Here is a 21,111-nt window from a genome sequence, read left to right as displayed (position 1 = left end):
TCTTTTATTAACATATGTAAATTAATTGAGACTAATAAATAATTATATTTACTCAGTAATATGAGTTCCCCCACTTATTATATAATTATTCATATTCTAGAAAAAGACTTATTTTTACTATAAGTCTTTTTTTTATGCTAAAATTCACCATACATTATTCCTTTCATTTTTTTGTTCCTCTTTTAATTGCTTATTTCTTTTTTAAGGATAAATGGAAAAAAGTTTACCTTATTTTTCTTTTATCAATGTTGGTCGATTTAGATCATTTATTGGCAACTCCAATTTTTGCCGAAAATAGATGCAGTATTAATTTTCATCCTTTGCATACATATATTGCAATGCTTTTTTATGTAGCAGGTTTATTTTTTAAAAAGACAAGAATTCTGTGTATTGCATTGTTGTTTCATATGCTTACAGATTTAATAGATTGTTATTTGTAAAACCTCTTAAAAATTCGATTAATATCATCAGAAATTTTTAGTTTGATAATCAGAAAGAAATAAATTGCTGTGATAATAATGCTTTTTAAGGCGATGTTGATTATTGGATGAATAGGAAATTTGAACAAATAAATATCGCTAATTGTAAAATCCCAAAAATTAAATAACACATACATTAAGACTATTATTACTAACATTACAAATGTTCTGTTTGTAAAAGGTGTCATAGAAAACTTTCTTTTTACAAATAATAATCGAAAAGTATTTGCTGCAAAAATTACAATTAAAGTTGCCAAAGCCAAACCATCAGTTCCCATTTCTAACTCGTAATAAAAGAGTTTATTTAAAAAATAGACAGAAAATGCCATTCCTAAACTTAATGGTAATACAATTTTATAAAATTTAGAATTGTTTATAATTGCGCCATTATTTCCTAAAAAGCCATTATACATTTTTAACAAAGAAATCATAAAAACAACTAAAGCTCCACCTGCATATTCTTTGGGTAATAAACTAAATAATTGATTTACATTGGCATTAATCAACACAAAGAAAAAACCACTTATCAATAATAAATTTATAGAACTCTTTTTATATAAAGAAGCCACTTCTTTATGGTTTTCTTCATTTAAAGTTTTAGATGTTAAGGGCTGTAAAATATTTAACATTGCTCTACTTGGCGCTTCTATAAAAGAACCAATAAACACAGCTACAGAATAATAAGCGGCTTTTTCTAAAGATTCTTTACCAGGAATCATAAATTTATCAATATCTAAAATAATAGCACCTGCACTACCCGCAAGAATTATATATAAAGAAAAACGTAAGATTTCATTAAAATTATCGGGTCTTGCAAATGTGAATTTTGGGAAGTATAATTTAAAAGCATAAAACATCATAACAAACATTCTTAAAAAATAAGCTGCTGTTAAATAAAAAATAAATTCAGCTTTAGTAATAAATTCAAAATACACTGCAAATAACAAAAGCATAACTACTGCCCTATTCCAAAGTTCTTTTAAAATATTACCAAAAACCGATTGAAATTGCACTTTTGCCCAAGCATAAAAAACCTCAAAATAAGCACAAGTAAAAGCCACTAAATAAATTACAAAAGTGTATTCTTTTATTATCGGGTTTTCTTCGGATAAATAAGTACTGATTTCTTCGTAAAATAAATTACCAAAAAAACCCATTGGTAAAGCTATCAATAAAGGTAAGAATAGCACTGATGATAAAAACTTGTCTTTATCTATTTTGGTAAAATAACTTGAAAAAAATTTTACAATAGTATGATGAATTCCAAGAGCAATTAAAGGCATTAAAATGTTTGAAGTTGCCAATAAATAGGTTACCAAACCATAATATTCGTCTTCTAGAAAACGTGTGTATAAAAACAAAGTATTTATTCCGCCAATGGCAAAACCCAAGTAAATAAATAATGTATTTTTAAAAGATTGTTTTAATACGATTCCCATTTTACGATTTCATACTTTTTAAAATGATGGCCAATTGTCCTGTTAAATTTATACGATGATATTGTTCAACGTTTTTAGAATTTACTTGTAAAGATCCTTCTTTATATTGTTGATATAATTTTTTAATTTCTGACGTTAATTTGACTTCATTATTAAATCCTACAACAACTCCTGCATTTGTGTTTTCTAATATTTCTGATAAATCTGCTTTTTCTGGACCTAAAGCTAAAATAGGTCTTTTCGCTGTTAAATATTCAAAAAGTTTACCTGTTAAGATACCTTCTGATTTTTTTACATTCGGAATTAACAGCAACAAAACCTGCGCTTTTTTCTGATAAACAATAGCTTCTCTATGAGAAACATAGCCTTTAAACTCAGTATTATCAATTAAATTATTAAACTCTATTTCTTTTTTTACCTCATCAGAAATATCACCAATAAAATTGAGTTGCAAATCATTTTTAAAAATAGCATCTTCTAAACAAAGTTTTTGCAATACTGTAAATAACAACTTCGGATTACTTTGTTTTGGCAATAAACCAATATATGAAATTGTGAATTTTTTATCTAATCTTACAATATTTTTAGTGGCAACTTCATCATCAAAACCATTAGTAATTACTTCTACTCTTTTGGTTTTATTGGTAAATTCCATTTTTAAAGTATTGCTTACAGTTAAAAGACAATCTGTAGAATTAAAAACGGAGTTCTCTAATGCTATATTTCGTTTTTTAGCAAATGAAAGCTGATTAAATTCTTTGTTATAATACAAATCTGACCAAGGATCTCTAAAATCTGCCAACCATTTGATGTTATTTTTTTGGCTGATTTTTTTTGCAATTAAATGCATACTGTGAGGTGGACCAGTAGAAATTACAACATCAACAGGTTTTTCTTTTAAAAATTGATTTAAGAATTTAACAGAAGGTTTTACCCAAAATATTTTAGGGTCTGGTATAAAGAAATTACCTCTTATAAAAGATAAAAAACCACTATTTGTACTATTAGAAATATCTTTTTTTTGCTGATTTTTCTTTTTCCAAAACAGTACATCTGTAGGTTCCCAAATGGGTTGTTTTAAAATTGTTACATCTTTCGGAATTTCATTTACCAAAGACGCATCTTCTTTTGGATAATTTGCATTGTCAACAGTATAAACAATAGGTTCAATATCAAAACCTTGTAAATATTTTACAAATTTTAACCAACGCTGAACGCCAGAACCACCTGCAGGAGGCCAATAATATGTTATAATAAGTACTTTCAATTTAAAAGATTATCATATAAATGTATGAGTTTTTTTGATGTTTGCTCCCAAGAAAATTTATTTCTCACAAAATCTTTTCCATTTTCACCAAATTTATTTCTTAATGCTTCGTTTTTATATAATTGGATTGTTTTATCAGCAAAATCATTTACATCTTCTGCTTTATGCACCAAACCAGATTTGTAATTTTCTGTCAAGTTTTGTTGAGCTGTAGCATCACTAACCAATAAAGGTTTGCCAAAACTCATATATTGAAAAATCTTATTCGCATAAGTAGTATCGTGATGTAAATTTCTGTGCAAAGGCGAAATGCAAACAGCACTACTTAAAATATAAGAACTAAAATATTTTGGGTCTTTCCATCCTAAAAAATCCACATACTTTTCCACTTTTAAATCTTTTGCTAGTTGTTTAAGAATAGCATCTGTTGAGTTTTTACCCACAACAACTAGTTTAATATTCGGAATTTCATCACTCAAAAAAACTAGCGATTTAATAGCAGTTTGTAAACCTCTTCTTAAACCAGTATCACCAATATAAAGCAAAACAAAATGATTCTGATATCTATTTAAAATATCAGGAAATGTAGAATGCTTTTTAAAAAAATCTTTACGAACTGTATTTGGAACATCAATTATTTTATCAGCATTAATTTGTACTCTTTTTATAATTTCTTTCTTAGATTCTTGGGTTACTACAATTACTTTGTCTGCTTTTTTAATAAATTTTTCCTCGTTCTTTTTCCACTTTTTAGGTGATATTAAAAACTTACCTGGAAACTTTGTTAAATGCGGATAAAACTTCATAATCTCTGGTCTATTTTCGTGTAAATCTAAAATAGTAGGAAGTTTTAATTTTTGATTGGCACTAAAAACAGTATCAGCAATTCTAAGATCGTGAATGTGAATCGCATCAATTTTATTTTCTTGTAAAAAGTGCTTTATTTTATCCTTTAACATCAATTTGTACAAAGGAACTGTATACGCTAAAGCTGATAATTTATAGATAAATTGAGTTGACAAATAACGTTTTACTTGAATTTTGTTAATACTTTCTGATGATGCTTGACGATCATTATAGCTTAAACAAAAAAGAAAAACGGTGTGACCTGCATTAATTAAGGCAATTGCCTCGTTTTCTACTCTAGGATCTGGAGGAAATTCCTCGTCTAAAATCATTCCTATTTTCATATACTATTTTCTTTCTGCAAAAACAGCATAATATCTAGGCGTAAATTTTCTTAAAATAGGTCTAAAACCAATTTTATTAATTGGGCTTGTCCACTTTTTTTTATCTTTAATTACCCAGCCCGATTTTTCTAATAACCAATCAAACTGCCAATCTTCAAATTCGTGATAATGTCTGTCCCACATATCAGTTTTACTTCTGTAGGCTTTCGCAAACCAAAGATTTAAAGGAATTGTAGTTATTAATTTAGTTGCTTCAATTTCTCTTAACACATTAAAAGGAGCAATTAAATGTTCAAAAATTTCGAAAGCAGAAACAGCATCCACTTTATGTTTTTTTACAATTTCGGGTAATAAATCTAAATCTTCACCTTCTGTATTAATTACAGTATAACCATTGGCTTCCATAATTTCAGAAAACGGATTACGAACACCTAAATCTAAAATTGTTGCTGGTGTAGGAACTGTTTTTTGCAAAAAAGCTAAAGTGTGTTCGTATCTTTTTGATGGGAGTTTCTTATACATTTTTAGCTACTTTTTTCTTCTTTTTTTCATCATAAAACAACCATCCTAAAGTTACTAAAATCAATAATCCATAAGAAGTTAAAGATATAAAACTACCTTTCTGAATTACTTCTGGTTCAAATTTAAAAACGATTTTGTGTTCGCCAGCAGGAATTTTCATTCCTCTTAACACATAATTTACTCTGAAATGTGGTGTTAATTGATTATCTATATAAGCATTCCAACCATCTTTATAATAGATTTCAGAAAATACTGCAAATTGCTCTTTATCTGATTTTGATTGATATGTTAAAGTAGTAACATCATAATTCTGTAATTCTATTGTTGCCGTTGAATCTTTTTGAATATCAAAACTTATATTTTCTGATAATTTGCTTTTATCTAAAACTACTGATGTTTTGGTATTTAAAGAATCTAAAGCTTTTATTTCATCATTTGCAGAATTTACAACTTTTATATTTTCTATAAACCAAGCATTTCCATTTGCATCAGGGTTTAATTGTGCTTGTTTTTGTCCTTCATTATCTGGAATAATAAAGTATTTAGTGTTTAACATATTTAACACTTGCATATTATTTTTTGCAATATGAAAATCGAACAATTCTTTATAACGTCCCATTTTTGCTGCGTGATAACCACCAATTGATTGATGAAAATAAGATGTAGCTCCATCTTGCATTGGGTTTGCAGCAAAATTAGCAACTCTATAATGTGTTTTATCTTCTAATATTTGTTTGTCTGCATTCGATTTTACAAAAGGCTGCTCAACTCTTCGAGACGGTTTAAAATCAGATTCGTTTACGTATTTTTTATTTACAGAGATTAAATCGAATAAGATAAAAACCAATAAACCAATAATTGCAAATTGTTGTTTTAATTTGTTTTTTAAGAAAAACCATAAAACACCTGCCGCTAAAATTACCAAAATTAAAGAACGTAAAGTATCCATTAATAACATCGATTTTCTATCAGCAATAACAGCATCAATTAAACCAGGTAAATCATTATAATTCGCATCTCTTATTCCTTCGAAAGTAGAAAAACTATGTGCTAAAATAAATCCGAAAATAATTAAACCTCCAAAAGTAAAAACAGCTTTTTCTAAAGCTTTTAATTTCTTTTTATCAGATTTTTTTGATGAAAAGAATTCTTTTAAAGCCAAAATTCCTAAAATTGGCACACACAATTCTGCTATAATTTGTATCGAAGAAACTGCCCTAAACTTATTATATAGAGGCACATAATCGATAAAAAAATTGGTTAAACCTTCAAAATTTCTACCCCAACTTAATAGAATAGAAAATACAGTTGCTGCCACTAACCACTGTTTTAATCTTCCTTTTACTAAGAAAATCCCTAAGAAAAATAAGAAAAATACCACTGCACCAATATAAGCCGGAGCTTCAATAATAGTTTGATCTCCCCAATACGTTAATACTTGTTTCGAATAATCATCTGCAACTTTTTTACCAGCTCTTTTTTCTATCAATTGATAAAAATTAGAGTTTTTACTTAACTCTTCTACAGTTCCACCACCCATAAAACGTGGCACAAACAAATTGAAAGTTTCTAACTTGGCGTAACTATATTCTGTAATATAGGACTTATCCAAACCTTTTGAAGCTTCTTTTTTTGATCCGTCTGCGTTTATGGTTAATTCAGATTTACCTCTGGTACTATAATCTGCATACTCTTTCATTGCCATTAATCTAGGCGCATTTGCACCAATCCCTAAAACCACTGCAGCAATAATTACAGCAGCTTGTTTTATAAATCTCGGAATTTTATTTTCTTTAATAGCATTTGTAAGTTCAACAATACCTAAAATCAATAAACAAAAACCTAAATAATAAGTCATTTGTATGTGGTTTGTGTAAATTTCTAAAGCCATTGCCAAACCTGTAACAATAAAACCTAAAACATATTTCTTTTGAAAAACCCACAAAATACCCGCCAAAACTAAAGGCATATAAGCAATTGCATGTGCTTTCGCATTATGTCCAGGCACAAAAATGATGATTAGGTAGGTAGAAAATCCGAAGGAAAGCGCACCTAAAATTGCCAACCTCCATTCTACTTTTAAGGCCATCATCAATACAAAAAAACTTAAAAAATATAGAAAGGTATAATCTGCTGGTCTTGGTAAAAAACGAATTGTTCTGTCTAAAGTTCTTACAAAATCGTAAGGATAATATGCACTTATTTGGTAAGCTGGCATTCCGCTAAAAGAAGCTCCTGTCCAATAAGGTTCTGTGTTTTTATCGGCTCTAAAATCTTTAATTTCTTTAGCCATACCCGTAAATTGGGTAATATCTGATTGGGCTATTTTTTGTCCTTTTAAAACAGGATGAAAGTAAATTACGGAAGCAATTACAAAAATTGCAACTGCAATTACGTATGGAAATATTTTTTTAAGTTTCAATGGCTTAATTTAAAAGTTAAGTTTTTTGTTGACGTAATTTTTATAAGCAGAATTATTCTATTTCTTCAAAATCTACATACTCACCTACAGAGTTTTTACCTTGCGTGGTATTTCTAGGTGCTTTATCTATAATAGTTTCTCCTTCTTTTATATTACTTTTTGGTTGTTGTGCTTGCCCTCCAAACTGTTCTTCTGCTTTCTTTTGGATAGTATCAGCCACTCTTTTCATCAAAAAAGGCGCTAATAATTTTGTTAAAAATTTAAGAGCGTAGTAAATAATTAAAATAAAAAATATAGTTTTCAATAAACCCATATGATAATTGTATTAAAAAATCTATCAAAAATAACAATTTGATAATAATTGTAGCGTTAACAAACTATAAAACTTTTACAAAGCTAAAAAAGTATGCAATGCTTTTAAAAACAGCATTTTTGTTCTATGTTTGTTTAGTAATTCAATATTTAAATTAAAATTGTTTATTGGCGATGAAAAACCCTAAATTGAAAATCTTTCTTTTCTTCTTTCTATTGTGTTTTTCATCAATATATAGCCAATATACAGAGGTTATAAATTCTAATAAACCTGGTTTTTCTGAGAGCCCTTATAGTGTTGGTACTGGAGTTTATCAATTTGAAAGTAATATTTTTTTTAGAAACACTTCTATACAACCTACATTTTCTAGACCTCAATCTTTAGGTTTTGATATGCTTTTTAGAACCAGTTTTTTCTTAGAAAAATTAGAAATAAATGCACAAGCTAGTTATCAAAGAGATAAAATAGCATTTAAAAATATTTTTACATCTCATTACTATACAACAGGTTTAAGTAAATTTACAGTAGGCGCAAAATATTTAATTTTTCAACAAGAATATGAAGACAAAAGCAAAGAGGTTAGAAGCTGGAAAAGAAGATTTGCATTTGATAAAAAAAGATTGATACCTTCTGTTGCTATTTATGCAGGTTTAAACACCAATTTTGTAAGCGAATTCTATAAGAACGAAAGTATATCACCTAAAATAGGTGTTTTATTACAAAACAATTTAAGTTCTAAATTTAACATAATAACCAACATTTTTTACGATCAAATAGGTACAGAATTTTCAGAATTATCATACATCATAACAGGTACTTATAATTTTAGTGACAGATGGTCTTCTTTTTTAGAAAACCAAACTGTGTTTAAAGAATATCAAAATAAAATAAATTTAGGTTTTGGGTTGGCATACTTGTACAGTAAAGATTTACAAATCAATTCTTCAATTAGACTTTTATCTGAAGGTAAATCTACTGGTTTTTATGCAGGTTTTGGAGTTTCTTACAGAATTAACAAGCATAAAGATGCTTATATTGAATTGGATGAAAACGGTAGAGAAATAACAGATTCGCCAGTTTCTAATTACAATAAAAAGCGAAAAGGCTTCTTTAGTAGAATTTTTGGTATTTTTACCAAGAAAGAAAAGAAGAAAACAACAAGAACAAGAAGCCGAAAAAGGAAAAATTAAACCCCCATAATAATTATGATTACCTTAAAACAAGCTATTACTAAAAAAGAAATGAAACGTTTTGTTTTATTTCCGTTTTCATTATATAAAAATAACAAGTACTGGGTTCCTCCTATTATTAAGGATGAAATTGCCAATTTTAATGCAAAAAAAAATCCTGTATTTAAAAATGCTGATGCCCAATTTTTTCTTGCTTATAAAGGTAGAAAAATTGTAGGTAGAGTTGTTGCTATTATCAATTGGTACGAAATAAATAACCAGCAAATCAGAAAAATGCGTTTTGGTTGGTTTGATGTTATCGATGATATAGAAGTTACCAAAGTTCTTTTAGATAAGATAAATGAAATTGGTAAAAAAAATAATTTAGAATATATAGAAGGACCTGTTGGTTTTAATAATTTAGATAAAACCGGAGTTTTAATTGATGGTTTCGATCATCAAGGCACAATGATTACCTGGTACAATCATCCTTATTACAAAGATCATTTAGAGCAATTAGGCTACGTAAAAGAAAAAGAATATTTAGAAAATAAGTTTAAATTTAAAAATGTAGATGCTGTTTATTTTGATAGAGTAAGTAGCATTATAAAAAGACGTTTTAAATTAAAGGCATTAGATTTTACAAAAACCAAAGACATTCTACCTTTTGTAGATGAAATGTTCGAAGTTTTTAGTGCTTCTTACTCTAAACTATCAACTTTTGTACCTATATCAGAAGATCAAATAGAATACTTTAAGAAAAAATACATCACTTTTATTAATCCTGAATATATAAAATTCGTGGTTGATGAAAGTAATAAACTTGTCGCTTTTGCCATTGTTATGCCTTCATTTTCAGAAGCATTACAAAAAGCAAAAGGAAAATTATTTCCTTTAGGCATGTTTCGTTTATTAAAAGCAAGAAGACACTCTAAAGATGTTACTTTTTATTTAATAGGCGTACATCCAGATTATCAAAACAAAGGAGTAACTGCTATTATTTTTGATCAATACACAAAAACTTTTGCCAAAAGAGGCATTGTAAACTGTATTAGAACTCCTGAGTTAGAAGAAAATGAATCCATCAGAAAAATTTGGGAAGATTTTAATCCGGTAACTCATAAAAGAAGAAGAACGTATAGAAAGAGTATTCAGTAGTGCAGTTAGCAGTTAGCAGTTAGCAGTTAGCAGTTAGCAGTTAGCAGTTAGCAGTTAGCAGTTAGCAGTTAGCAGTTAGCAGTTAGCAGTTAGCAGTTAGCAGTTAGCAGTTAGCAGTTAGCAGTTAGCAGTTAGCAAAAATAAAAAATTACTCTAACTTAAAAACTTTGAACTCTGTAAATCTGCAACTTTGCAACTTTGCAACTAATTTTAATTTTGAACCTTTACCAATGCAACTTTTTTATAATTCTGATATTAATACTTCTACTTCTTCAATTACTTTTGATAAAATTGAAAGCAGACATATTGTTCGTGTTTTAAGAAAAAAACAAGATGATGTTTTACATATTACCAATGGAAAAGGTTTTTTGTTTGATGCTAAAATTACAATAGCAAGTGATAAAAAATGCATTGCAGAAATTATAGCGCATCAAGAAAAACCAAAACCTTGGGGTTATTATTTACACATTGCCATTGCACCTACAAAAAACAACGACAGAATTGAATGGTTTTTAGAGAAAGCCACAGAAATTGGTATTGATGAAATTACACCAATCATTTGTAATAATTCTGAACGTAGAGTTGTAAAACTAGAACGATTTGAGAAAATAATTCAGTCTGCAATGAAACAATCTTTAAAATTTACGATTCCTAAATTGAATAAACCTATTAAATTTAATGAATTTTTAAATCAAGATTTAGAAGGTGAAACATATATAGCTCATTGTGAGGAACAAGACAAAAATTTGTTGAAATCAGTTGTAAAACCATCAGAAAAAACCACTATTTTAATTGGACCCGAAGGTGATTTTTCTTTGGATGAAATTAAAAAAGCATTAGAAAAAAATTATACTCCTATTTCTTTGGGCAAAAGCAGATTAAGAACTGAAACTGCTGCTTTAGTTGCTGTGAATACTATATCTTTTATAAATCAGTAAAATCATTTTTACTATATTGCTATAAATTCTTTCTAAAATTTATGAAGCAATTTATAACGCTCCTATTTTTATCTATTTTTTTTCAGCTAAACGCACAAGATGTTGCCATTTTAAAATACAACGGTGGTGGAGATTGGTATGCAAATCCAACTGCAATTCCGAATTTAGTTGAATTCACCAATCATAATATTAAAACTAATATTTCTAAAAATCCGCAGACAGTTGCTGTTAATAGCGAAGACATTTACAATTATCCTCTTTTATTTTTAACAGGCCATGGCAATGTTTATTTTTCTGATAACGAAGCGACCAACTTAAAAAACTATTTAATTTCTGGGGGATTTTTACACATTTCAGATAATTATGGTTTAGATAAATTTATAAGAAGAGAGTTAAAAAAAGTCTTTCCTAGCTTAGAGCTTAAAGAAATTCCTAGTAATCATCCTATTTATAATCAGACTTTTAAATTTCCTAACGGAATTCCTAAAATTCATGAACACGATAAGAAAAATGCACAAGGTTTTGGACTTTTTTACGAAGGTAGATTAATTGTTTTTTACGATTATGAAACCGATTTGAGTGATGGTTGGGAAGATCAAATTATACACAACAACCCAAAAGAAGTTAGAGAAAAAGCTTTAAAAATGGGTGCAAATATTATTGAATACGCATTTACGAATTAGCTGTTAGCTGTTAGATGTTAGCTGTTAGATGTTAGATGTTAGATGTTAGATGTTAGATGTTAGATGTTAGATGTTAGATGTTAGATGTTAGATGTTAGATGTTAGCAAAAATGAAAAACATTTTAAACTTTAAACCCAAAACTTTAAACTTTGAACTCTGAACTCTGAACTCTGAACTCTGAACTCTGAACTCTGAACCTAGAATATAAAACAAGAATATGCAAAATCAAATAGACATAGATGCTATAAAAATAAACTTCGATTCTAGTGGATTGTGGGTTTTAAATATTGCAATTGCCATAATTATGTTTGGTGTTGCTTTAGCAATTTCTGTAGATGATTTTAAACGCTTATTTAAAAATCCGAAAATTGTTTTCGTAGGTGTTTTGTCGCAATTTATATTATTACCTGCCTTAACTTTTTTAGGGATTATTTTAATAAAACCTCATCCAAGTTTTGCTCTAGGAATGATGATGATTGCAGCTTGCCCAGGTGGAAATGTATCTAACTTTTTTAGTAAAATGGCTGGAGGAAATGCTGCGCTATCTGTTAGTTTAACCGCTTTTGCAACACTTATTTGCATTTTTATGACACCTTTTAATTTGCAATTTTGGGGTAGTTTATATGGCCCTACAAACGAAATTTTAAAAACTGTAGAACTCAATTGGGTAGATTTATTAAAGCTCGTTTCTTTAATTTTAGGAATCCCTTTAATTTGCGGAATGCTCATAAAACATTACCATTCAGAAATGGCTGGTAAAATTGAAAAGGTGTTAAAACCATTATCTATGCTGGTTTTTATTGCTTTGATTTTTATCGCTTTTTCACAAAATTTAGATGTTTTTGTAAATCATATTCATCACGTTTTAGCTTTGGTGATTTTTCATAATATTTTTGCATTTATCTTAGGTTTTTATACTTCAAAAAGTTTTGGATTAAATAATAAAGATTGTAAAACTATTTCTATGGAAACTGGAATTCAGAATGGTGGTTTAGGATTATTGTTAATTTTTGGTTTTTTCGATGGTTTAGGTGGTATGGCTTTGTTAGCCGCTTTCTGGGGTATTTGGGATGTGTTTTCTGGAATGGCTCTTGCCACTTTTTGGGGAAGAAATAAATGATAACTAAAAAATACCCAGGGAGAAGATTATTAGAACCTCTCCCTAAGGTATTGAAAACAGGGGATAACTGTAATAAATTAAATTTTTAAAAATTTAATTTCAAAAATAACATTACATTATTCTTTATATTTAATATCAAAAATAAAAAACTAAAAATTTTTTAAATATGACGAATATCATAATATTAATTGATTCTTAATTATGATTAAAAAAATTTGGTATCAAAGTGTAAAAGTTTTTTTAAAAATTAGCTTAAACTTTTATGCAAAAGAAATAAAAATTTCTGGTAAAGAAAACATACCTAAAAAAGGAGCGGTTTTGTTTGCTATCAATCATCCAAATGCATTGATGGATCCTTTGTTTGTAACAACATTTAATCCTAGAGAAAATCATTTTTTAGTTAGAGCAGATGTTTTTAAAAAACCATTGATTAAAAAAGCATTGGCTTCATTAAACTTAATGCCTATTTACAGAATTAGAGACGGAATTAAACAACTCTCTAACAACGAAGAAGTTTTTGAAAAATGCTTTAAAATTTTAAAAAATAAAGAAACATTAATTATTTTTCCACAAGGTGGCCATTCAAGAGATAGAAATATAAAGCCTTTAAGCAAAGGTTTTACCAGAATTGTTTTTGGTGCTTTAGAACAAAATCCTGATTTAGAAATCACGGTTATACCTGTTGGTATTACCTATCAAAATTCATCTAGTTATCCTGCTAAAGTTTGTGTGCAATTTGGAGAAGGGATTCATTCTAGAGCTATTTTTAATGCCAATGAAAAACCAAAAGCCATAAATACTATAAAAAGATTGGTTAGTGAACAACTACAAAAATTAACCGTTCATATTCCTGATGATGAAAACTATACAACCAAATTAAAACATTTAAATGAAGCAAATGTAGATTTTACAAAGGTGGATACAGTTAATAAAATAATTGCTAAAAACAGTTATCCAAAACCTGTAAAAAAACCGATAAATCGTTTAAAACCGCTGTTTTATATCGTTCTTTTAAATAGTATTTTCCCGTATTTAATTTGGCAAAAAATGAAGAAGAATATAAAAGAAATTGAGTTTGTAGACACTATGAGATACGCTGTAAATGTAATTTCTTTTCCTGTGTTTTATCTTTTACAAGCACTACTCATTTACTTTTTCTTCGGATGGGAAATAGCGCTAGGATATTGGCTTATTTCTTATATTTTAGTTTTTGTTTTCACAAAATTTTCGATTGCTAATACTGAGGATTAATCTGCCATAAAGCCAGCAAACAAGTTTAGCCCAGATTGAACGACCTGTTTGAACTCTTTTTTGCTTTTTTATTAAGCAAAAAAAGTGAGTAGTGAAAGCTGGAAATAGCTTCAAAAAAAATTAATCTATAATAGCATCTTGAATAATCTGCTGAATTTCTGTACGTATATTTTCTTTTACCAAACCTCTGTTTTTCATTGTTGGATAAACTCGGTTAGACAGAAAAACATACACAATTTCACTCTCTGGGTCTGCCCAAGTAAATGTGCCTGTAAAACCAGAATGTCCAAAACTTTCGTCGGAGACACAACCACAAGTAGCTTTTACATCTGGATTTAATTGTGGTTTATCGAAACCTAAACCTCTACGTACTTTTTTATCTTGGTAATAACGATGGTTAAATTTATCTATAGTTTCTGATTTTATATAGCGTCTGCCTCCATAAAATCCTTTTTGCAAATACATTTGCATAACTTTGGCAACATCGTTTGCATTGGCAAATAAACCTGCATGACCTGCTACTCCTCCCAACATTGCAGCACCCATATCATGCACATTACCTTGCAATAATTGATTTCTAAAATAATCATCTTTTTCTGATGGCACAATTACAGATTTATGAAACTTTTTAAGCGGCAAATACGTCATTCTATCTGCACCTAAAGGGCTATAAATTTTTTGATTCACCAATTCGTCTAAAGGTTTATTGTACTTTTTTTCTAAAGCTTCTTTAAATAAATAATACCCTAAATCGCTATATTTATAACCTTCTTTTTCTCTTTGATCTACTTCTTTTATGTATTTGTAAATACTGTCTTTGTAAGAACTTGTTATGAATAGATTTTCGGCAACTTTTACATTATACCTTCCTGTTTTTGTAGTTCTGTAAAACTTTGTTGAATTTTCATGCGTTATGCTGTCTTTTGTTTTTAGATAAAAAGGAATCCAAGCTGGTAATTTACCAAAGTGCGATAAAATTGCTTTTACAGTAACAGATGCTTTATTGGTTTTTGCAAAACTTGGTAAAATATCTTGAATACTAGCAGATAAAGGTATTTTCTCATCTTCTTCTGCTTGCATAATTAAAGGTAATGACGCGAGAATTTTTGTAAGAGAAGCTAAGTCGTAAATATCAGAATTTTTGACTTCTCGTTTTTTTTCATCTGTATGATAACCAAAACTTTTGTTGTAAACAACCTTACCTTTTCTTGCTACTAAAACTTGAAAACCAGGTGCCATTTTCTTTTTTAAAATAGTTTTAGAAATGGTATCTATTTTGGCCAATTGTTTAGCCGATAATTGTGCTGCTTCTGGTATTGTGTATTGTAATCTTGATAAATCGTAAGTATCAATTCCGAAACCTGCTTTAAATTCGTTACCAATAGATACTGGTAACTTTCCTTTAGCTTTTATAGCACCAAATATAATCTGGGCAGAAATTTCTTGTGCCAATTTACTATTTTGATAAGACACAATTAAAGACTCTATATTTGTAAAACTTTTTAATTGCAACAAGCTATAAGGACTCGTAAAAACATCTAAAATCACATTTTTTTGTCTTGCAATTTCTTGCAACCAAACTAATTCTTTTTGCTTAAATTTATAGCTTTTCCAAGGATGATCGTTAGATTTATGAAAACCAATAATTACTTGATTGTAAGGCTTTAATTTTTTTAGTAATCCGTCTAAATTGCTATCTGTAATTACATCTACTTTTGTATATTTTTTTAGCATATTCACAAAGTGATATCCTAAATCATCTCCTAATTTTACATAAGCTATTTTTTGATGATCTAAATTGGCAAAAGGTATGGTTTGCTTTTCATTTTTTACCAGAGTAATTGAATTTTCGACCAATTCTCTGTGCAACAATTCATCCTTAACTCTATTTAAATCTTCGTTTAAATTTTCTAAAACTACAGGTTTATAGTTGTACAAACCCATCCAATATTTGGCTTTTAAAATTTTACGAACCGAAAAATCTAAACGTTCTTCTGTTAAAGTTTTTAGTAAAATAGATTGCTTTATTAAACGAGTTGTGGCAGGCACATCTTGCGGAATTAACAACATATCATTACCTGCTTGTATGGCTGCCAAATCTATTTCTGCAGATGTTGCGTAGTTAGCAGCACCTTTCATATTTAGAGCATCAGTAATAATTAAACCATTAAAACCAAGTTCGTTCTGCAACAAATCTGTAATTACATTTTTAGATAATGAAGTTGGTAATTTTGCATTCGCCTCTAAACTTGGTATGCTTAAATGCGCAGTCATTACACTACCAATACCAGCATCAAAAGTTTTTCTGTAAGGATATAATTCTATGGAATCTAAACGAGCTTTATCAAAATTTAATAGTGGTAATTTGTAATGAGAATCTGAAGCAGTATCTCCATGACCAGGAAAATGTTTTGCATTTGCCATTACTCCGAATTTCTGCAATCCTTGTGTAAAAGCAATTGCTTTATTAGAAACGTTTTCTTTACTCTCTCCAAAAGAACGATTCCCAATAATCGGATTTTCAGGATTTACGTTTACATCTACTACAGGTGCAAAATTAATATGAATTCCTAATCGTTTGCAGTGCTCGCCCAAATGCTCGCCAAATTGTTTTACAAGCGAATCGTTTTTTATGGCACCCAAAGTCATATTCCAAGGAAATCTATACGTGTTTTGCAAACGCATATCTAAACCCCATTCACCATCAAAACCAATCATTAAAGGCAATTTAGATAAGGCTTGATACTTATTATTTAAAACCGCTTGTTTTTCTGGTGTACCTTGCATAAAAATTAAATTACCAACATGATATTTTGTAATCATTTCTGTAATAAAATCTTCGTGTTTTTGGTCTAAATTAGAATAGGCTTGCACCATAAATAATTGACCAATTTTTTCATCAATGGTCATTTTACTCATAATACTATCTACCCAAATATCTTGAGCTTCAAAATCTTTTGTTCTTAAAGGATCTATAGTTTGAGATTGCAGTATATTAACAATAGCAACCAAACATAAAAGTAATAGCTTATTTTTCATACTAATTTTATACTTTTTTGGGCGTTTTAACAGGTTTTCGCTACTCGCTTCCCGATAAAAAATCGGGAGAGCTCAAACAATTGGCCTGTCTTGAGCTTTACGAAAGGTTCAATCCCTAACGCAACCTGTTAAGCTGCGTTGTTCTTACTTAAATCAATTCTTATACCAAAAAGCGTTTGTGCCAACTTTGTTTAGCTGGTACTTCCCAATTATTTTCGAAATCTTCTTTGGTATCTACCATATTATTAAAAACAATGGTTTCTGAAGTTATTTTTTTTGCTGCAGCAAATCTTTGAAAATCTGATAATTTCACCAAATTAATATGCTCATTATCTTTAAAAGTAATGTTCATTTTATTCATTAAATCTAACTCTAATTCTTTTTCTAATTCCTGTACAAAACGTACAGAACTATCTATAGAACAACCAGAAACATTATTAAAACTTTCATCTACTGCTAAAACCAAAAACTGATTGTATTTAATGGTAAAAGATCCTTTTAAATCATCTCCATGTCTGGTCCAGGCATTAATAAATTCTTCTGTTTTAGTTGATATGAATTCAACTTCTTTATTGGTAAACTCTCTGTCTGATTGATAAATCCAAACACGAGAATTATTGGGTAAATTTTTATATTCTGTAAACATATTTTATCGATTATTTAAACTTTAAGATTATTAGATGGTTAGATTACTTCTCGAAAAATCTTACCACCTCAACATCTAATCATCTATCTCAAATTAAACTTTTGTTGTAAAGCAACTAATTTTTCTTCGTCTGTCATTGTATTTTTCTTTGGTGCAGACATTCTTTCTTTAATCTGTTTTAAAACCTTTTTTGTGTATAAAGGAAAATCTGCGTTCTGAATCCAGTTATGGTAACCTGGGTTTTCTTTTAAGACCTCTTCTACAGTTCTACCTTTATATTTTCCGAAAGAAAAAATCTCTTGATCTTCATCATTCATCAAAATAAAACCGGCAAAATCAGCTCTTTTTCCGTGTGTTGAATATTCGCTTAAAGCATCGACTGTATTTCCTATATCATCATATTTATCTAATTGTGCCAATAGAATTTCGAAAGTTGCATTAGTATCTGCTTCTGCTCCATGAGCACCTTCTAATTCTTTGCCGCAATAAAATTGATAACCTGCACTTAAGGTTCTTTGTTCTTTTTTATGAAAAATAACTTGCACATCAATGGCTTTTCTATTGTTCATATCAAAATCGATTCCTGCACGCATTAATTCTTCTGCTAACAAAGGAATATCGAAGCGATTAGAATTAAAACCAGCCAAATCGCAGCCCATAATCATTTTATTCACTTTTTTAGCCAACTCTTTAAAAGTAGGTTCTGTAACTACTTTTTCGTTTGTAATTCCGTGAATATCTGAGGCTTCTTTTGGAATTTCTATTTCTGGATTTACCAACCAAGTTTTACTTTCTTTATTTCCATTTGGGAATACTTTTAAGATGGAAATTTCTACAATTCTATCATTTCCAATATTTACTCCTGTGGTTTCTAAATCGAAAAATACGATTGGTTTTTCTAGTTTAAGGTTCAAAGTTTTTAGTTTAAGGTTAATGTGCTTCTTTGAGTTTAATGCTCAAAATTTGTAACATTATTTAGTTTATTCTTTATTTAATTGTGCTTTAAAATCATCTATTTGCGCTAATAATTTAGGCGATAATGATGGTTCTGTAAAATTATACTTTTCTAGTTCTTCTAATAAAATATTAGCCAAAATTAATCTGGCTGTTGGTTTATCATCAGCAGGAATTACAAACCAAGGTGCATTTTCTTTTGATGTTCTGTTTAATAAGTCTTCGTAACAAAACATATATTTATCCCACAATTTGCGTTCTTTTAAATCTGCATCAGAAAACTTCCAATTCTTTTCTTGAATGTTTAACCTTCTTAACAATCTTCTTTTTTGTTCGTCTTTAGATAAATTTAGATAGAATTTTAAAACAATTGTTCCATTGGTTGCCAAATGGTTTTCAAATTGATTGATTCTTTCCATTCTATTATGATAAAAAGCATCGTCTAAATCATCAACACTTTTTATTGAGGGTATATTTTCGCCTAAAATATAATTTGGGTGTACTCTTGTAACCAACACATTTTCATAATGCGTTCTATTAAAAATGCCAATTTTACCTTTTGCTGGTAATGCAATATAATGTCTCCACATAAAATCGTGCTTCAACTCTAATTCTGTAGGTACTTTAAAACTGTGTACTACTACTCCACTTGCATTTACATCTTTAAAAACTTCTCTAATTAAACTATCTTTACCAGAAGTATCCATACCCTGTAAGCAAATCAGTAAACCATATTTACCCTCTGCATACATTGCGTTTTGTACATCACTAATCTTTTTTCGAATCTTTTTAAGGGCTTTTTTAGCATCTTCATCTACTTCTTTTGTAGGTAAATCCTTTAAATTTATGGTAGATGTAACTTTGTATTTCTCTAAACTCATCGTGATTCTAATTAAAGTTTAAAGATAGAAAATAACAAACAAATAAAGGAGTTTTATAACTGCTTTTAACAAAGTGAATAATAGTTATTATTTGAGTTTAAATTTCTTACTTTCGTATAACAACTCTCTAAAAATGCCTAAAAAAGGAAAAGCAAAAAATACGGTTAACAAAGCGAAACATACCAAGTTGATAAATAGAAAAATCAACAAAGTAAAGTTAGAAAAAGAGCTTAATAAAAAACGTTTAAAAGCCATTATTAAAAAGGCTAATGAACAAAAAAATACAGAATCGTGAGTTTTAAATATTACTTAGGGGCTGTAATTGCTGTTCCGCTTTCACCAATTTTATATTTTCAAGGAAAAAAAATCCGAAGAAATGTACCCAAACTTCCTGAAGCTAAAAAGCCACAAGGTTATATAAAAACCAAGTCAGAAAAAACCTTAAAAATTTTAGCAATTGGAGAGAGTACAATTGCTGGCGTAGGTGTAGATTTTCACGAAAATGGTTTTATAGGTGCATTAGCAAAAAAGATTTCTGAAGAAACAAACCATTCAATTCTTTGGCGAGTTTACGCAAAAAGTGGCTACACTGCTAAAATGGTACGTAAAAGAATTGTACCAAAAATTGAAGAAACGAACGCAGATATTATAGTAATTGGTTTAGGTGGTAATGATGCTTTTAAATTGAACACTCCAGAAACTTGGATGTTTCAAATTAATTTATTGATAAGAACTTTAAAGCGAAAATTCCCGAAAACACCAATTTATTTTACAAATATGCCTCCTATTAAAGAGTTTCCTGCTTTTACAAATGTCATAAAATTTGTGATAGGAAATTTGGTTGAAATTTTAGGAAAAAGATTGTACAGAAGAGTTCAAAAAAAGAGTAATGTACATTACAATAATGAAATTATTACTTTAGAAACTTGGCAAAAAAAATATAATTTAGAGGGTGATGTTGATATATTTTTTAGTGATGGCGTACATCCATCAAAATTAACATATCAAATTTGGGGTAAAGATATGGCACAATTTATCATTGATAGAGAAAAATTTTAAATAATGACTGCAACAGAAATTATCGATTTTTTTGATTTAAAAACACATCCTGAAGGTGGATTTTATAAAGAAACTTACAGAAGTAAAGGAATCATTTCTTCAGAAAACTTAAGTGATCATTTTAACGGTAACAGAAACTATTGTACAAGTATTTATTTTTTGCTAACATCAGAAAAATTCTCTGCTTTTCATAAAATCAATCAAGATGAAATTTGGCATTTTTATTCAGGAACTACTTTAAAATTACATCAGATTTCTCCTAAAGGCGAATACTCATTTGTATTAATTGGCAATGATTTTATAAATGGCGAAATTCCACAATACACAGTACCAGCACATTATTATTTTGCTGCAGAAATTATAACAAAAGATTCATTTGCTTTTGTGGGGTGTACAGTTTCTCCTGGTTTCGATTTTAAGGATTTTGTTTTACCAAGTGCTGCTGAATTATCAAAAGAATTCCCAAAACTTACTGAAATTATAGCGAAATTAACACATCATTAAATCAATTTTAACCTTGTAAAACTTGTTGTTTAAATTTAAACATGAAGTATAAAAGTTAATAAATTTACAACTTTGT

General features: G+C 28.8%; 20 protein-coding genes. 10 read left to right on the top strand and 10 right to left on the bottom strand.

Going from position 1 to position 21,111, the window contains the following annotated elements; translation table 11 throughout:
- Nucleotides 1–134 precede the first annotated feature (134 nt).
- Nucleotides 135–440, top strand: coding sequence for a DUF6122 family protein (locus tag BW723_RS10005; protein WP_068357763.1), 306 nt, complete (start codon nucleotides 135–137; stop codon nucleotides 438–440).
- Here BW723_RS10005 and BW723_RS10000 read toward each other — a convergent pair.
- Genes BW723_RS10000 through BW723_RS09975 form a run of 6 tightly spaced genes read right to left on the bottom strand, consistent with a single transcriptional unit; the run spans nucleotide 431 to nucleotide 7,632 of the window.
- Nucleotides 431–1,918, bottom strand: coding sequence for a lipopolysaccharide biosynthesis protein (locus tag BW723_RS10000; protein ID WP_068357766.1), 1,488 nt, complete (start codon nucleotides 1,916–1,918; stop codon nucleotides 431–433). The genes BW723_RS10005 and BW723_RS10000 overlap by 10 nt on opposite strands.
- 1 nt (nucleotide 1,919) lies before the next feature.
- A complete protein-coding gene (locus BW723_RS09995; RefSeq protein ID WP_068357769.1) occupies nucleotides 1,920–3,185 on the bottom strand; it encodes a glycosyltransferase family 4 protein in 1,266 nt (421 codons plus the stop codon).
- Nucleotides 3,182–4,375: a glycosyltransferase family 4 protein gene (locus BW723_RS09990; protein WP_068357772.1), complete on the bottom strand. Its 1,194-nt coding sequence runs from the start codon at nucleotides 4,373–4,375 to the stop codon at nucleotides 3,182–3,184. The genes BW723_RS09995 and BW723_RS09990 overlap by 4 nt, the downstream gene beginning before the upstream one ends.
- 3 nt (nucleotides 4,376–4,378) lie before the next feature.
- Nucleotides 4,379–4,897: a methyltransferase domain-containing protein gene (locus tag BW723_RS09985; protein ID WP_068357775.1), complete on the bottom strand. Its 519-nt coding sequence runs from the start codon at nucleotides 4,895–4,897 to the stop codon at nucleotides 4,379–4,381.
- Nucleotides 4,890–7,328: a YfhO family protein gene (locus BW723_RS09980; RefSeq protein ID WP_068357778.1), complete on the bottom strand. Its 2,439-nt coding sequence runs from the start codon at nucleotides 7,326–7,328 to the stop codon at nucleotides 4,890–4,892. The genes BW723_RS09985 and BW723_RS09980 overlap by 8 nt, the downstream gene beginning before the upstream one ends.
- Before the next feature lie 43 nt (nucleotides 7,329–7,371).
- The gene (locus tag BW723_RS09975; protein ID WP_068357781.1) at nucleotides 7,372–7,632 is read right to left on the bottom strand and encodes a DUF4834 family protein; all 261 of its coding nucleotides are present in this window, start codon (nucleotides 7,630–7,632) and stop codon (nucleotides 7,372–7,374) included.
- Between the two features lie 173 nt (nucleotides 7,633–7,805).
- Here BW723_RS09975 and BW723_RS09970 point away from each other — a divergent pair, with 173 nt between their 5' ends.
- From BW723_RS09970 to BW723_RS09945, 6 genes are all read left to right on the top strand, one after another.
- Nucleotides 7,806–8,822 (top strand): transporter, encoded by a 1,017-nt coding sequence (locus BW723_RS09970; RefSeq protein ID WP_068357784.1) that lies wholly within the window; start codon nucleotides 7,806–7,808, stop codon nucleotides 8,820–8,822.
- A 15-nt stretch (nucleotides 8,823–8,837) separates the two neighbouring features.
- Nucleotides 8,838–9,959: a GNAT family N-acetyltransferase gene (locus BW723_RS09965; protein WP_076686377.1), complete on the top strand. Its 1,122-nt coding sequence runs from the start codon at nucleotides 8,838–8,840 to the stop codon at nucleotides 9,957–9,959.
- A gap of 230 nt (nucleotides 9,960–10,189) precedes the next feature.
- Entirely contained in the window at nucleotides 10,190–10,897 is a 708-nt protein-coding gene (locus BW723_RS09960) for a 16S rRNA (uracil(1498)-N(3))-methyltransferase (protein WP_068359563.1), read from the top strand.
- Between the two features lie 41 nt (nucleotides 10,898–10,938).
- Nucleotides 10,939–11,580 (top strand): DUF4159 domain-containing protein, encoded by a 642-nt coding sequence (locus BW723_RS09955; RefSeq protein ID WP_068359556.1) that lies wholly within the window; start codon nucleotides 10,939–10,941, stop codon nucleotides 11,578–11,580.
- A 218-nt stretch (nucleotides 11,581–11,798) separates the two neighbouring features.
- Entirely contained in the window at nucleotides 11,799–12,701 is a 903-nt protein-coding gene (locus BW723_RS09950) for a bile acid:sodium symporter family protein (protein WP_068359555.1), read from the top strand.
- 201 nt (nucleotides 12,702–12,902) lie between these two features.
- Nucleotides 12,903–13,952 carry a lysophospholipid acyltransferase family protein gene (locus BW723_RS09945; protein WP_068359554.1) on the top strand — a complete coding sequence of 350 codons (1,050 nt, stop codon included), beginning with the start codon at nucleotides 12,903–12,905 and terminating at the stop codon, nucleotides 13,950–13,952.
- Nucleotides 13,953–14,072: 120 nt separating this feature from the next.
- Here the strand turns inward: BW723_RS09945 and BW723_RS09940 are convergent, their stop codons facing one another.
- From BW723_RS09940 to BW723_RS09925, 4 genes are all read right to left on the bottom strand, one after another.
- Complete coding sequence (locus BW723_RS09940) at nucleotides 14,073–16,991, bottom strand: glycoside hydrolase family 3 N-terminal domain-containing protein (protein ID WP_068359552.1); 2,919 nt, start codon at nucleotides 16,989–16,991, stop codon at nucleotides 14,073–14,075.
- 160 nt (nucleotides 16,992–17,151) lie between these two features.
- Nucleotides 17,152–17,637 carry an ABC transporter ATPase gene (locus tag BW723_RS09935; RefSeq protein WP_068359550.1) on the bottom strand — a complete coding sequence of 162 codons (486 nt, stop codon included), beginning with the start codon at nucleotides 17,635–17,637 and terminating at the stop codon, nucleotides 17,152–17,154.
- Nucleotides 17,638–17,720: 83 nt separating this feature from the next.
- Complete coding sequence (locus tag BW723_RS09930; RefSeq protein ID WP_068359548.1) at nucleotides 17,721–18,551, bottom strand: 3'-5' exonuclease; 831 nt, start codon at nucleotides 18,549–18,551, stop codon at nucleotides 17,721–17,723.
- A gap of 66 nt (nucleotides 18,552–18,617) precedes the next feature.
- Nucleotides 18,618–19,472, bottom strand: coding sequence for a PPK2 family polyphosphate kinase (locus BW723_RS09925; protein WP_068359546.1), 855 nt, complete (start codon nucleotides 19,470–19,472; stop codon nucleotides 18,618–18,620).
- Nucleotides 19,473–19,605: 133 nt separating this feature from the next.
- Here BW723_RS09925 and BW723_RS17845 point away from each other — a divergent pair, with 133 nt between their 5' ends.
- Genes BW723_RS17845 through BW723_RS09915 form a run of 3 tightly spaced genes read left to right on the top strand, consistent with a single transcriptional unit; the run spans nucleotide 19,606 to nucleotide 21,035 of the window.
- Entirely contained in the window at nucleotides 19,606–19,767 is a 162-nt protein-coding gene (locus tag BW723_RS17845; RefSeq protein ID WP_169835735.1) for a hypothetical protein, read from the top strand.
- The gene (locus BW723_RS09920; RefSeq protein ID WP_068359544.1) at nucleotides 19,764–20,531 is read left to right on the top strand and encodes an SGNH/GDSL hydrolase family protein; all 768 of its coding nucleotides are present in this window, start codon (nucleotides 19,764–19,766) and stop codon (nucleotides 20,529–20,531) included. The genes BW723_RS17845 and BW723_RS09920 overlap by 4 nt, the downstream gene beginning before the upstream one ends.
- A gap of 3 nt (nucleotides 20,532–20,534) precedes the next feature.
- Complete coding sequence (locus BW723_RS09915; protein WP_068359542.1) at nucleotides 20,535–21,035, top strand: cupin domain-containing protein; 501 nt, start codon at nucleotides 20,535–20,537, stop codon at nucleotides 21,033–21,035.
- Nucleotides 21,036–21,111: the final 76 nt, after the last annotated feature.

The organism is Polaribacter reichenbachii (genome assembly GCF_001975665.1).
GTDB lineage: Bacteria > Bacteroidota > Bacteroidia > Flavobacteriales > Flavobacteriaceae > Polaribacter > Polaribacter reichenbachii.
This window is presented reverse-complemented; position numbering and strand designations above follow the sequence as displayed.